A 14793-nucleotide genomic window follows, 5' to 3' on the forward strand; every position below is an offset into this window, starting at 1 on the left:
CGTTTATTCATGCTTTGAATTGCTGGCAGTAAAAGAAACAAGAAAAAGGACCGTCCATGCTGAATAAACGCTATTTGCCGTCGATCACCGCACTGCAGTGTTTCGAGGCCGTGACCCGGCATTTGAGCTTCACCCGGGCCGCCGAAGAGCTGAACCTGACCCAGAGCGCCGTCAGCAAACAGGTCGCGCAACTCGAAGAGTTGTTGCAGCACTTGCTGTTCCGCCGGGTGCGCCGACGCCTGCAAATGACCCCGGCCGGTGATTTGTACCTGGTGGAAGTACGAAAAATCCTCACCCAGGTCGAGATGTCGACCCATTACCTGCGTTCCTACGGTGGCGAAACCGAAGTCTTGCGGGTTTCGACGCCGCCGACCTTCGGCGCACGCTGGCTGGTGCCACGTCTGAAAGGCTGGCGCCTGCGCCATCCATCAATCCATCTGGACCTGTGCAGCGAGCAGGAAGCCGACGATTTGCTGCAAGGTCGCAGCGACCTGGCGTTCTACTTCGGCCAAGGCTCGCGGCCCGGCACCGAATGCCTGAAGCTGTTTGGCGAGGAGCTGGTGCCGGTCTGCGCGCCGGGCAGCCTGCCGGACACGCCGTTCACCGACCCTACGCAGCTCGCCGACCTCGTCCTGTTGCAAAACGCCTCGCGGCCCCAGGCCTGGCACGATTGGTTCGACAGCCAGGGCTACCACACTGAACACAGCTACCACGGCCCGCGCTTCGAAACGTTTTATATGTGCATCCGCGCCGCCCAGGTCGGCTGCGGCGTGGCGCTGTTGCCAAGGTTTTTGGTGGAAGAAGAGTTGGCGGACGGCAAACTGGTTATCCCCTGGAAACACGCGATGCCAAGCACGGATGCCTATTACCTGGCGTATCCCGAGCACTCGGCGGAAGTGCCCAAGGTGCGCGATTTTGTGAAGTGGATGCTCGAGCAGATCGACAGCCCGGATGCGCCGTAGATTTGAAGCCCCGGCTAATTCTTGTGGCGAGGGAGCTTGCTCCCGTTGGGCTGCGCAGCAGTCCTGTATTGGGGGCGCTTCGCACCCCAGCAGGAGCAAGCTCCCTCGCCACAAGGATATGCACTGTCTAAAAAATCGCTGGCAATAACTGCCTCTGATATGCGCCACTAGCCCCATTCATAGAAACAGCTGAAACGTCGCGACCACAGGCCGCGGCCCGCCTGGAGAACCCCGTTATGAGCGAGAGCGTGTTTGGCGATCGCATTGTGCAGAACCTGCTCGACACCGATTTCTACAAACTGACGATGATGCAGGCGGTGCTGCACAACTACCCGAACGTGGAAGTCGAATGGGAGTTTCGTTGCCGTAACAGTGAGGATCTGCGCCCGTATCTGGCAGAAATCCGCTTCCAGATCGAACGCCTGGCCGAGTTGAGCCTGAGCGCCGACCAGTTGAGCTTCATGGAACGCATCAGCTTCATGAAGCCGGATTTCCTGCGTTTTCTCGGGCTGTTCCGCTTCAACCTGCGTTACGTCCACACGGGTATCGAAAACGGCGAGCTGTTCATCCGCCTGCGCGGGCCGTGGTTGCATGTGATTCTGTTTGAAGTACCGCTGCTTTCCATCGTCAGCGAAGTGCGCAACCGCTATCGCTACCGCGAAATTGTTCTGGAACAGGCTCGCGAGCAGCTCTACCGCAAGTTCGACTGGTTGACCGCCAACGCCAGCAGCGACGAATTGTCCGAACTGCAGGTAGCCGATTTCGGCACACGCCGTCGTTTCTCGTTCCGCGTGCAGGAAGAAGTGGTGAACGTGCTCAAGCACGATTTCCCCGGGCGTTTCGTCGGCACCAGCAACGTGCATCTGTCACGGGAACTGGACATGAAACCTTTGGGCACCATGGCCCACGAATGGATCATGGCGCACCAGCAACTCGGTCCCCGACTGATCGACAGCCAGATTGCCGCCCTCGATTGCTGGGTGCGCGAGTATCGGGGTCTGCTGGGGATTGCCCTGACCGACTGCATCACCATGGATGCCTTTCTCAACGACTTCGACCTGTTCTTTGCCAAGCTCTTCGACGGCCTGCGCCATGACTCCGGCGATCCGGTGATCTGGGCAGAAAAGGCGATCGCCCATTATCAAAAGCTGGGCATCGACCCGATGAGCAAGACCCTGACGTTCTCCGACAGCCTGACGCTGCCAAAATCCCTGGAAATATTTCGGGCGTTGCGCGGTCGGATTAATGTCAGCTTTGGGATCGGCACCAACCTGACGTGTGATATTCCGGGTGTCGAACCGATGAGCATCGTGCTTAAAATGGCGGCCTGCAACGGCCAGCCCGTGGCAAAGATTTCCGATGAGCCTGGCAAGACTCACTGCAAAGACCCGAATTTCGTCGCCTATTTGCGACACGTTTTCAAAGTACCTGCCGCCCTTTCCAGCACATCTGGCACCACTAGCAAGGAGTGAATTCATGCAAGCCGTACAGCGTGAGATTGCTGAGCAGCTCAAGGTTCAGCCGCCATTCGCCGACCACGCAGCCCTTGAGGCCGAGGTCGCCCGGCGGGTCAGCTTCATTCAGGATTGCCTGGTCAATTCCGGGCTCAAGACCCTGGTACTCGGCATCAGCGGCGGCGTCGACTCGCTGACCGCCGGCCTGCTGGCCCAACGCGCCATGCGTGAGTTGCGCGAGCAAACCAGCGACAAAAGCTACAAGTTCATCGCCGTGCGCCTGCCTTATGAAACCCAGTTCGATGAACACGATGCCCAGGCCTCGGTGGATTTCATCGCCCCGGACGAACGTCACACCGTGAACATCGGCCCGGCGGTGAAAGCCCTGGCCAATGAAGTGGCGGCCTTCGAGGGCAAGCACGCGGTCTCGGTGGATTTCGTGCTCGGCAACACCAAGGCGCGGATGCGCATGGTCGCCCAGTACACCATCGCCGGCGCGGCGCACGGGCTGGTCATCGGTACCGACCACGCAGCGGAAGCGGTGATGGGTTTCTTCACCAAGTTCGGTGATGGCGCCTGCGACCTGGCCCCGTTGAGTGGCCTGGTGAAAAACCAGGTTCGAGACATCGCCCGCAGTTTCGGCGCGCCGGAATCGCTGGTGGAAAAAATCCCGACCGCCGACCTTGAAGACCTGTCGCCGGGCAAACCCGACGAAGCGTCCCACGGCGTGACCTATGCCGAAATCGACGCGTTCCTGCACGGTCAGCCGGTGCGTGAGGAAGCGTTCAGGATTATTTGCGATACGTATAAAAAGACCCATCACAAGCGCGTGATGCCGTTCGCGCCTTGAAGCTGCGGCGTCTGTACTGACGCCATCGCGAGCAGGCTCGCTCCCACAAGGACAACGCTGTACCTGTGGGGCGAGCCGGCTCCGGGCGGCGTTCCGACGAAGAACGATGACTCGGTCTTTCGTCAGGCACAAAAAAAGCGTCCCAATCGGGACGCTTTTTTATGTACTCGAATCGATTACTTCAGGGTAACCGTACCTTTCATCATCGAGATGTGGCCCGGGAACGAGCAGAAGAAGCCGTAATCGGTGCCCGCTGTCAGCTTCGATACATCGATGGTCAGCGTATCCTTCTCTCCGGCTCCGATGATTTTGGTATGAGCAATAACGCGATCATCACCGTCTTTCAGATAGTTTTTGTCGATACCGGCTGCCAGGCCATCGGTAGCGATCGGCTGCATATCTGCCGCTTTACTGATCACCAGGTTATGGCCCATGACATTTTTCGGCAGGCTGCCGGAGTGGGTCAGTTCTACGGTAAACGTCTTGCAGCTTTTGTCGATTTCGATGGCCTTGGTGTTGAAGGTCATTTGATCGGTGGAGTCGACAGTGGCCTTGCATTCAGCAGCCATCAGTTGGCTGCTGGCCAGTGTCAGCAGGGATACCGCAACAAGTTTGGCAAACATGGTGAATCTCCAAGGCAGGGGTTAACAAAAGTGCGAATGGACAGAAGACTGCCTGAAAACTGCGCAAGTTCCTATGACCTGAATCAAAAATTGTATACAACTTTCGGGCTATGACACCTATCGAAACAATCTACCAGCCAGACGTCTGGCCCGGCCCTATCATCAGGCCATCATCCCTGATCTGGAGCGCCTGTCATGTCCTTTAACAGCCTGTTGCGCAGTTTGCTCGCCGCTTATGCCTGTGGCGCCAGCGGCACCTACGAAACACCTGAACGCGAAGTTTAGACCTTGGAGCGCCGCCCGCCTGCCTTTACTCTATGGCCATCCTGACCGTGGAGTAAGGCATGTCTTTAGCGTCCGTTTGTGTATTTTGCGGTGCCAGCACCGGCACCAGTCCGGCTTATCGTGAAGCGGCTGTCGCCCTCGGGCGAGCACTGGCCGAGCGCAAGCTGACCCTGGTTTATGGCGGCGGTGCCGTCGGGCTGATGGGCATCGTCGCCGATGCGGCACTGGCGGCCGGCGGCGAAGTGATCGGGATCATTCCGCAAAGCCTCAAAGACAAGGAAATCGGCCACAGCGGCCTGACTCGTCTGGAGGTGGTCGACGGCATGCATGCGCGCAAGGCGCGAATGGCCGAGCTCAGCGATGCCTTCATCGCGCTGCCCGGAGGCCTGGGCACCCTGGAAGAATTGTTCGAAGTCTGGACCTGGGGCCAGCTCGGCTACCATGGCAAACCGCTCGGGTTGCTGGAAGTGAACGGTTTCTATAGCAAATTGACCGGTTTTCTTGATCATATCGTCGGCGAAGGCTTCGTTCGCGAAGCGCACCGTGACATGCTGCAAGTGAGCGAATCGCCGCAAACCCTGATCGATGCGCTGGACGCTTGGCAGCCGACAGTGGTGCCCAAATGGACAGAGCAAAAACCCAGCTAACGGCTCGGTCCCGATACAGGGCAGAATATGCGCCGCTCAACCTCACCTTCGACCCCAGAGGATCGCCCATGGCTAAACCTAATTATTCCTTCGCCAAACGTCAGAGAGACTTGGCCAAGGAGCAGAAGAAAGAGGAAAAGCTTCAGCGCAAGAAAGCTACAGCTGAAGAAGAAGCAGCAGCACTGAACCCGGATGCCGAAGGCGAAGTGGCTACAGACGAAACTGAAGCACCGAAAGATCAGGCGCCCGACGCCTGAGACCCTCAGGGCCCGATGATCTGATCAGGCCCACCGGATCTGTGTCCAGGGTCAGCAGTTCCTTGCTGACCCTCACAGGCCAACCTGAAACACCCCATCCCGAACTGACTTACACCGCTCCTACAGGGGATTTTGTTAGTCCAGGGGCATCACGGTGACGCGGACCTCGGGGTCGTGATTGCCGCCCCCCAGAATCACCCCACGCAACGGCGACACATCGGAAAAATCCCGTCCCCAGGCCAGGGTGATGTGCTCCAGCGCCGGTTGCACATTGTTGGTCGGATCAAAATCCACCCAGCCCAGCACCGGGCAAAACACCGAAACCCAGGCATGCGAGGCATCGGCGCCGATCAGTCGTGGCTGGCCGGGCGGTGGCTGGGTCAGCAGGTAGCCGCTGATGTAACGCGCCGCCAGTCCACGGGAACGCACGCAAGCGAGCATCAGGTGCGCGAAGTCCTGACAGACCCCGCGCCGACGCTCCAGCACCTCCACCAGCGGCGTTGCCACTTGAGTCGCCTCGGCGTCGAAGGTGAATTCGCTGAAAATCTTCTCCATCAACGCCTGGACGCCCAGCAACAAAGGCTGTCCCGGAGGAAAACAGCTTTCCGAGAATTCGACAAAGTTGCGCTTCAAATGCACATAGGGCGATTCAAACCGGTAACGGCACGCTTCCAGTAAATCTGTAGAAAGCGGCTGACTGCTGTAGGTCAGCGCATTGCGGGTTTCTTCCCACGCGGGGGATTGATTGAAATCCAGCGTTGGCCGGGCCAGCACCTCGACCGTGAGCCGGGCGTTGACCAGCAATTCATCATGCGGCCGCTCAAACGCCAACCGGGTGAGCGGATTGCCAAATACATCCAGCTCATCCCGGCGCGAGGTCGGGTCGGGACTGATCTGCAAGTGTTGTTCAGTGCAACGCTGCCAGGCACAGGCCCGTGGCCACAGGTGCGCGAGTTGCTGGGCCAGGGACACCGGGCTGTCGTAGTGATAATGGGTGTCGTGGAGAATCTGGTAACGGGCGCTCATCAGACGGACACCGTGCGCTGGCTGACATCATCGACATGGGCGAAATGGCGCAAGGCCAGACGATCCGACACTTGCCCGCTGGCATCGGCGATCTCTTGCAGCAAATCGGCCAGACCGTTGATGGCGGCGCGAACGCTGGCTTCGCCGAACAACGAATTCTCCAGGCAACCCAGATCGAACCGCGCCAGGCGCTCCACCAGTTGCGGCAGACCGGCTTCGCGAGGCACGCCAAAATCATCGTTCAAGCGTTTCAGGGTGCGGGTCACCAGTTTTAACTGGAATAGCACCGCATGAGGGTTTTGCTCGTCGAGTAGCAAAAGATCGAGCACCGGAATCAACTGTGCCACCGCCAGGTACCGCGAGCGGTATGTGATGCTGCTGTTGCCCAGTTCCAGCAGCCATTCCAGCCCAGCCTGATCGAAGGCACCGACACCGCGCAGAAACGCCGCCAGGCTGGCGCTGAGAAATTGCAGACGCTCGATCCGCCGACCGATCATCAGAAAACGCCAGCCTTCATCCCGGGTCATGTCGTCCAGGGCAAAACCGGACAGTGCCGCCAGGGACATCACCAGCCGGTTGAGGAAATCCAGTAACTCACCGAAATCCGGCTCTTCGGTTTCCAGCTCCATGGCTTCGCGCTGCAATTCCACCAGCGCCTGCCAGTTTTCCCGCGAGAGCTTGCCGCGCACTTGCGAGGCGGCCCACTGCAAGCGCTGCAAATTGGAGCGCAGGCTGAAGGGCCAATCATCGCCGAGTAACGCCGCCAACAACCGCTCGGGCAACTCACCTTCGTCTGGCAACAGATTGAGGCGCTCGCCGAGGTCGACCGCCGCTTCCAAGGCCTGCGGGTCATCGCCATCAACGTAGCGCGCCAGCATGATCCGCAGCAATCGCGCGCTGTCATCACAGCGTTCGCAATAGCGGCCAAACCAGAAAAGGTTCTCGACCACCCGCGACGGCAGGTACGGATCGCGCCGAACCAGATCATGCACACCGATCGTGCGCTGGGTTTTCCATTGCTCGCCGCTCGGCGGACGATCCCCCAATACCCAGGTGTCCTTACTCGCACCGCCGCGCTGCATCGACACCACTTCCGCATCCGCTTCGGCGGCCACCCGGGTCAATCCGCCCGGCAACACCCGATAACCGTCTTGACTGGCCACTGCATACATACGCATTCCAATGGCTCGCGGTTGCAGCTGACCGTCCTCGGCCTGCCAGATCGGTGCCTGGGACAATTGCGCCAACTCTTGCGCAACATACGCATAAGGCCGCGCCTGCATGCGCTCAGCCAAGGCCTGACGCTGTTTTTCACTCAAATCGCGGCCAAATACAGGGGCGAAGCTTTGCGACGGGAAGGCGGGTTTGATCAGCAATTCCGGCAGTTTCTCCAGCGCCTGGGCCAGCACCGGCGCTTCGCCACACCACCACGTCGCAATGGACGGAAGGATCAGTTCTTCGCCGAACAGGAATTGATTGATCTTCGGCAAAAAGCCGAGCAACCCCGGCGACTCGAGTACTCCGCTGCCGAGGGCATTGGCCACCAGCACGCGCCCCTGCCGCACGGCTTCGAGCAAGCCCGGCACACCGAGTGCCGAGTCGGTACGCAGTTCCAGCGGATCGCAGAAGTCATCGTCGAGCCGACGCATGATCGCGTGAACCCGACGCAGGCCACTGAGGGTCTTCAGGTAGACCGTGGCATCGCGCACCGTGAGGTCGCCGCCTTCCACCAGTGGATAACCGAGCTGGCGCGCCAGATAGAGATGTTCGAAATAGCTTTCGTTGAAACGTCCCGGCGTCAGCAGCACGATCAGTGGCGCGTCTTCATCGTTTGGCGCCTGGCGGACGAGGGTTTCCTGGAGTGTCCGGAAGAACCCGGCCAGGTGCTGCACCTTCAGGTCGCGATACAACTCGGGAAAGGCTCGGGACACGATGGTGCGGTTTTCCAGCGCATAACCGGCACCGGAAGGCGCTTGAGTCCGGTCCGCCGTCACCCACCAGCGGCCATCCGGCGTGCGCGCCAGATCCACGGCGTACAAATGCAGAAAAGCCCCGTCCGGCGGCGTAATGCCCTGACAGGGCCAGAGGAAATTGTTGTGGCCAAATACCAGTTCCGCCGGCAGCAGCCCTTCGGCAATCAATCGCTGCGGGCCGTAAAGGTCTGCCAGCACGGCGTTCAACAACCGAGCTCGCTGGGCAATCCCGGCCGATAACTGCTGCCACTCATCTGCCGCAATCACATGCGGCAGCAGGTCAAGCTCCCACGGCCGATCCGCGCCCTTGGGGTCGGCGTAGACGTTGTAGGTCACGCCGTTTTCCTGGATCTGCCGGGTCAACAAAGCCTGACGCTGCACCAATTGCGCTGGCGTGCTGCGTTGCAATTGGTCGAACAACCGGCGCCAGTGGGGGCGCACGGCGCCGCTGTCGTCGAGCAGTTCGTGATAAGTGCCCGCCGTCAGCGGGTAGCGGTCAAGCAGGTCAGGCATGGAAAGCTCGGCAGACAGCAAAGAACGGTCAGACTAACGCAGGCTCATGACGCCCGGATAGACGAAAAATCCGAGCGTCGTGTACGGTTTAGAAACGTCGTAAATCGAGCGTCATCGGCAGCTCGTCATTAATTTCCAGAATCGGTATCGGAAGTTTCCCCGGGCTGTGTCCGATGCGGAAGAAACGCGCCATCCGTCGGCTCTCGGCCTCATTGGCATTCACCGGCAAGCTGTCGTAATTACGCCCGCCCGGATGGGCGACGTGGTATTGACAGCCCCCCAGCGAACGCTGCATCCAGGTGTCGAGCAGGTCGAACACCAACGGCGCGTGGACCGGGATGGTCGGTTGCAGGCAGTTGGCCGGTTGCCAGGCGCGGAAACGCACGCCGGCAACGAACTCGCCGACGCGGCCGGTCGGCTGCAACGGTACGGGAACGCCATTGCACGTCAGCAAATAACGCTGCGGTGCCAGACCGGTGAGCTTCACCTGCAAGCGTTCCAGCGACGAATCCACGTAGCGCACCGTGCCGCCGACCGCGCCCTCCTCACCCAGTACATGCCAAGGCTCCAGCGCCTGACGCACTTCCAGTTCGATGCCACTGACCGCGTAATCGCCAACCTTGGGAAAACGAAATTCCAGATGCGCGGCGAACCACTCTGCGCGCACGGGATAACCGGCGGCATTGAGATCGACGATCACATCGGCGAAATCCTGCTCGATAAAGTGCGGCAGCAGGAACCGGTCATGCAGCTCAGTGCCCCAGCGCGCCAGTTTCGGCGGTGCATACGGCTCGCGCCAGAACCGCGCCACCAGCGCCCGCAGCAGCAACTGTTGCGCCAGGCTCATGCGCGCATGCGGTGGCATTTCAAAGGCGCGCAACTCAAGCAATCCAAGCCGCCCCGTCGCGCCATCCGGCGAATAGAGCTTGTCGATGCAGAACTCGGCGCGGTGCGTATTGCCGGTCACATCGATCAGCAAGTTGCGCAGCAACCGGTCGACCAGCCACGGCGCACACTCCTCGCCCGGCTCCGGCATCTGGGCGAAGGCGATTTCCAGTTCGTACAAGGCATCGTTGCGTGCTTCATCGACACGCGGCGCCTGGGACGTCGGGCCGATGAACAAGCCGGAAAACAGGTAGGACAAGGACGGGTGGTTATGCCAGTAACTGATCAGGCTGCGCAGCAGGTCGGGACGGCGCAGAAATGGTGAGTCAGCCGGCGTCGCGCCACCCAGGACGAAATGGTTGCCGCCGCCAGTGCCGGTGTGCCGGCCGTCGATCATGAATTTCTCGGTGGTCAGTCGGGTCTGGCGCGCTTCTTCGTAGAGGAACTCGGTGCGCTCGACCAGCTCATCCCACGTGGCGGACGGCTGCACATTGACCTCAATCACGCCCGGGTCAGGGGTGATACGGAAGTTGCTCAAGCGCGGATCGCTCGGCGGCTCGTAGCCTTCCAGCAGCACCGGGCAATGCAGTTCCTGCGCCGTGGCCTCGATCGCGGTGACCAGTTCCAGATAATCTTCGACCCGTTCCAGCGGCGGCATGAACAGGTACAACCGACCTTCCCGTGCCTCGGCGCAGAATGCGGTGCGGGTCAGCCAGTCGGCGGATTCATCGACTTTCAGTTCCCGCTCGACCGGTTCGGCCGGTGCTCCCGGACTGTTCAACTGCTGAGTGTCTGGTAGCGAGGGGAATGCCTGATTCGGATCGTTAGGATGGATGAACGGATACTCCGCCGCTTTTACCCATGGCTGCGAGCCCAACGGAAGCCGATAGCCCAACGGTGAATCACCGGGCACCAGTCGGCAGTGCTCGTCACGCAGGTACCAGCGACCGCTCTGCCATTGATCACCCTTGGCGGTGCGCGCCAGCGGCAGGACCTGACCGATCACCTTGTCCAGGCCCTGGCTGAAGACTTTACGCAGGCGGGCCCGCTCCAGCGGTTCTTCAAGACGCGAGTCTTCGGCGCTGACGTTCAGCGGCAACGTGCCTTCGCGCCAGAGGTAATAGAAATTGTCTTCGTAGGCGGGGAAAACAAAGCGTGTCGGAATTTTCAGGCGTTCGGCGACACTCGACAGAAAACGCCCGGCCAGTTCGCCATCGGCACCGTAGTCTTCCTGCTCATCGGCAATCAGCGCGCTGTTGTGCCAGATCGGCACGCCATCGCGCCGCCAGTAGCAGTTCAGCGACCAGCGTGGCAGTTGTTCGCCGGGATACCACTTGCCCTGACCGAAATGCACCAGGCCTTTGGGCGCGTAGTGTTTGCGCATGCGCTGGAACAGCTCGGCGGACAGCCGACGCTTGTCCGGGCCAAGTGCGGCGGTGTTCCACTCGGCGCCGTCCGGATCGACAATGGAAACAAACGTCGGCTCGCCGCCCATGGTCAGGCGCACGTCGCCCTCCAGCAGGTCGGCATCGATCTGCCGCCCCAGCGCCTGGATCGCCAACCACTGATCTTCGGTATAGGGCTTTGTTACTCGCGGCGCTTCCCAGATCCGCTCCACGGACATTTCGTGGGTGAACTCGCACTCGCACGGTTCCACCAGGCCACTGATCGGTGCCGCAGAGCCCGGATCGGGGCTGCACGCCAACGGAATGTGTCCTTCACCGGCAAACAGCCCTGACGTCGCGTCCAGGCCGATCCAGCCGGCGCCGGGCAAATAGACCTCGCACCAGGCGTGCAAGTCGGTGAAATCCACTTCCGTGCCCGAGGGACCGTCGAGGCTTTTGACGTCGGCGGTCAGCTGGATCAGATAACCAGAGACGAAACGCGCCGCCAGCCCGAGGTTACGCAGCAACTGCACCAGCAACCACGCCGAGTCACGGCAGGAACCGGACGCATGCTCAAGGGTGTGCTCGGGAGTTTGCACCCCCGGCTCCATGCGGATCAGGTAGCCGATGTCTTCGCTCAGGCGCTGATTGAGCGCCACGAGGAAGTCGACGCTCGGCAGCGGTGTGCGGTCGATGCCGTCCAGATAGGCCTTGAACTTCGGCGTCAGGGGCAAGGTTTCCAGGTACGGCGCCAGTTCCTTGCGCTCATCCGAGGCGTAGGTGAACGGGATCTTTTCCGCGTAGGGCTCAAGGAAGAAGTCGAACGGATTGAACACCGCCATCTCCGCCAGCAGATCGACCTCGATACGCAGCTCAGCGGTTTTCTCCGGGAACACCAACCGCGCCAGGTAATTGCCCTGGGGGTCCTGCTGCCAGTTGATGAAATGCTGCTCGGGGGAAACTTTCAGCGCATAGGACAGAATCCGCGTGCGACTGTGGGCGGCCGGGCGCAGGCGAACGATCTGCGGACCGAGCTCGACGGCGCGGTCGTAGCGGTAATGCGTGACGTGGTGCAATGCGACATGAATCGACACGGCGTGCCTCCTGCGAGCCTTAAGCGTATTGGGAAAGCGCGCAAGACTTATGCCATCCAGCAGCGCTGGCGCTTTCTTCGATTGCTTGAGGCAGTACAGCACCAAAATCGGGCGATGCGGGAAATTGGTTTGAGAGGATTGCACGCAAATGTGGCGAGATAACTACGAACGTTCCCACGCTCTGCGTGGGAATGCAGCCCGTGACGCTCTGCGTCACTGGACGCGGAGCGTCCCTTGAGGCATTACCACGCAGCGCGCGGGAACGATCAGCAGACAATAAAAAACGCCAACCCGAAGGTTGGCGTTCTGTTATCAGCGGTCAGCGTTTAGCGCGGCACTACCGGCTTGCGCGCAGGCTTCGGTCCCTTGCCTTTGGCCGCGTCCTTGCGATCTTTGGCCGCCTGTTGGTTGCGGGCGAATGCCGCCGCCTTGGCCTGTTCACGCTTGTCCCACGGATTGCCGCCATCGCTGGCACGCGGTGGCAGGCCGGTGTGCTGGGTCAGGATCTTGGTGGTTTTTTCCCCTGCAACCTTGTGACTGCCGGCCGGCGTCGAGTTCTTGCGACGGGCGCTCTGGTAGCTGTCGGTCGCCGGCTGATGCAGCGGGATCAACTGGTTCTTGCCCGGTCCGATCAGGTCGGCGCGGCCCATGCGGGTCAACGCTTCACGCAGCATCGGCCAGCCTTTCGGGTCGTGATAACGCAAGAACGCCTTGTGCAGGCGACGCTGCTCTTCACTCTTGACGATGGTCACCGCGTCGCTCTTGTAAGTGACCTTGCGCAGCGGGTTCTTGCCCGAATGGTACATCGCGGTGGCGGTGGCCATCGGCGACGGGTAGAACGCCTGCACCTGGTCGGCGCGGAAGCCGTTGCCCTTGAGCCACAGGGCCAGGTTCATCATGTCTTCGTCGGTGGTGCCTGGGTGGGCGGCGATGAAGTACGGAATCAGGTACTGCTCTTTCCCGGCTTCCTTGGAGTACTTCTCGAACATGCGCTTGAACTTGTCATAGCTGCCGATGCCCGGTTTCATCATCTGGTTGAGCGGACCTTCCTCGGTGTGTTCCGGGGCGATCTTCAGGTAACCGCCGACGTGGTGGGTCACCAGCTCTTTGACGTATTCCGGCGACTCGACCGCGAGGTCGTAGCGCAGCCCGGACGCGATCAGGATCTTCTTCACACCCGGCAAGGCACGGGCGCTGCGGTACAGCTGAATCAGCGATGAGTGATCGGTGTTCAGGTTGGGGCAGATGCCCGGGAACACGCACGACGGCTTGCGGCACGCGGATTCGATTTCCGGGCTCTTGCAGGCGATGCGGTACATGTTCGCAGTCGGGCCACCGAGGTCGGAAATCACGCCAGTGAAGCCTGGAACCTTGTCGCGGATCTCTTCGATTTCGCGAATGATCGACTCTTCGGAACGGTTCTGGATGATCCGGCCTTCGTGCTCGGTGATCGAGCAGAAGGTGCAGCCACCGAAGCAGCCACGCATGATGTTCACCGAAAAGCGGATCATGTCGTAGGCAGGAATTTTTTCCTTGCCATACGCCGGGTGCGGAACCCGTGCGTAAGGCATGCCGAACACGTAGTCCATTTCTTCAGTGGTCATCGGAATCGGCGGCGGGTTGAACCAGACGTCGACTTCGCCATGCTTCTGCACCAGGGCGCGGGCGTTGCCCGGGTTGGTTTCCAGGTGAAGCACGCGGTTGGCGTGAGCGTACAGAACCGCATCGCCACGGACTTTCTCGACCGAGGGCAGACGAATCACGGTTTTGTCGCGGGTCATTTTCGGGCTGGCCAGGATCTGCACGACCTTGGCTTCGCTCGGGTCTTCAACCGGGCCTTTTTCCTGCTCGATCGCGCAGGCCTGGGTGTCCTGGGTGTTCACGTACGGGTTGATGATCTTGTCGACCTTGCCCGGACGGTCGATGCGCGTGGAATCGACTTCGTACCAGTCTTTCGGCGTGTCACGACGGATGAACGCGGTGCCGCGCACGTCAGTGATGTCTTCGATCTTGTGACCGAAGGACAGACGCTGGGCGACTTCGACGATCGCACGCTCGGCGTTGCCGTAGAGCAGGATGTCGGCGCAGGCGTCGATCAGGATCGAGTTGCGCACCCGGTCCTGCCAGTAATCGTAGTGGGCGATGCGACGCAGGGAAGCTTCGATGCCGCCGAGCACGATCGGTACATTCTTGTAGGCTTCCTTGCAGCGCTGGCTGTAAACCAGGCTCGCGCGGTCCGGACGTTTGCCCGCCAGGCCACCCGGGGTGTAGGCGTCATCGGAACGGATTTTCTTGTCGGCGGTGTAGCGGTTGATCATCGAATCCATGTTGCCGGCCGCGACACCGAAGAACAGGTTCGGCTCGCCGAGCTTCATGAAGTCGTCTTTGGACTGCCAGTTTGGCTGGGCAATGATCCCGACGCGGAAGCCTTGCGACTCCAGCAGCCGGCCGATGATTGCCATGCCGAACGACGGATGGTCAACGTACGCATCACCGGTGACGATGATGATGTCGCAGGAATCCCAGCCAAGCTGATCCATCTCCTCCCTGCTCATCGGCAGGAATGGCGCCGGGCCGAAACATTCGGCCCAGTACTTGGGATAGTCAAATAACGGCTTGGCTGTTTGCATGACGATGACCGGTGTTGAGATGAAAAATCGCGGGCGCGGAATATAGCACAAAAAACAACCAATTCCGACGGCTATGGTCGGAAATTGCGGCGCCCGTTTCGCGCAAAGATCCAGAGGCCAGGCGCAACCCTTGTGGCGAGGGAGCTTGCTCCCGCTGGGCAGCGAAGCGGCCCCAAAACCTTCGACCGAATTTTTCCAGACGGACCGCA

General features: G+C 60.5%; 10 protein-coding genes. 5 read left to right on the forward strand and 5 right to left on the reverse strand.

Annotated features, from left to right (window positions below; translation table 11 throughout):
* Nucleotides 1-56 precede the first annotated feature (56 nt).
* The 3 genes from AC1ROI_RS21405 (at nt 57) to nadE (ending at nt 3266) form a co-directional block, all read left to right on the forward strand.
* Nucleotides 57-962, forward strand: coding sequence for a LysR family transcriptional regulator (locus AC1ROI_RS21405; protein WP_083375171.1), 906 nt, complete (start codon nt 57-59; stop codon nt 960-962).
* Between the two features lie 236 nt (nt 963-1198).
* The gene (gene pncB, locus AC1ROI_RS21410) at nt 1199-2434 is read left to right on the forward strand and encodes a nicotinate phosphoribosyltransferase (protein WP_010464157.1); all 1236 of its coding nucleotides are present in this window, start codon (nt 1199-1201) and stop codon (nt 2432-2434) included.
* 4 nt (nt 2435-2438) lie between these two features.
* Nucleotides 2439-3266 carry an NAD(+) synthase gene (nadE, locus tag AC1ROI_RS21415; protein ID WP_010464159.1) on the forward strand — a complete coding sequence of 276 codons (828 nt, stop codon included), beginning with the start codon at nt 2439-2441 and terminating at the stop codon, nt 3264-3266.
* Nucleotides 3267-3442: 176 nt separating this feature from the next.
* On the opposite strand, the gene azu is transcribed toward nadE, so the two are convergent.
* A complete protein-coding gene (gene azu, locus AC1ROI_RS21420) occupies nt 3443-3889 on the reverse strand; it encodes an azurin (protein WP_027921968.1) in 447 nt (148 codons plus the stop codon).
* A 344-nt stretch (nt 3890-4233) separates the two neighbouring features.
* Between azu and AC1ROI_RS21425 the strand changes: the two genes are divergently transcribed.
* Together AC1ROI_RS21425 and AC1ROI_RS21430 are read left to right on the forward strand one after the other, a co-directional pair.
* A complete protein-coding gene (locus AC1ROI_RS21425; RefSeq protein ID WP_010464168.1) occupies nt 4234-4821 on the forward strand; it encodes a cytokinin riboside 5'-monophosphate phosphoribohydrolase in 588 nt (195 codons plus the stop codon).
* 68 nt (nt 4822-4889) lie between these two features.
* Nucleotides 4890-5078: a hypothetical protein gene (locus AC1ROI_RS21430; protein ID WP_007947526.1), complete on the forward strand. Its 189-nt coding sequence runs from the start codon at nt 4890-4892 to the stop codon at nt 5076-5078.
* Nucleotides 5079-5213: 135 nt separating this feature from the next.
* On the opposite strand, the gene AC1ROI_RS21435 is transcribed toward AC1ROI_RS21430, so the two are convergent.
* The 4 genes from AC1ROI_RS21435 to AC1ROI_RS21450 form a co-directional block, all read right to left on the reverse strand.
* The gene (locus tag AC1ROI_RS21435) at nt 5214-6104 is read right to left on the reverse strand and encodes a transglutaminase family protein (protein WP_010464171.1); all 891 of its coding nucleotides are present in this window, start codon (nt 6102-6104) and stop codon (nt 5214-5216) included.
* Complete coding sequence (locus AC1ROI_RS21440; RefSeq protein WP_102594078.1) at nt 6104-8590, reverse strand: circularly permuted type 2 ATP-grasp protein; 2487 nt, start codon at nt 8588-8590, stop codon at nt 6104-6106. The genes AC1ROI_RS21435 and AC1ROI_RS21440 overlap by 1 nt, the downstream gene beginning before the upstream one ends.
* Before the next feature lie 88 nt (nt 8591-8678).
* Complete coding sequence (locus AC1ROI_RS21445; protein WP_102594079.1) at nt 8679-11954, reverse strand: transglutaminase family protein; 3276 nt, start codon at nt 11952-11954, stop codon at nt 8679-8681.
* Between the two features lie 326 nt (nt 11955-12280).
* Nucleotides 12281-14584, reverse strand: coding sequence for a YgiQ family radical SAM protein (locus AC1ROI_RS21450; protein WP_077748929.1), 2304 nt, complete (start codon nt 14582-14584; stop codon nt 12281-12283).
* Nucleotides 14585-14793 lie beyond the last annotated feature (209 nt).

The organism is Pseudomonas sp. GW823-FHT02C02 (assembly GCF_058797635.1).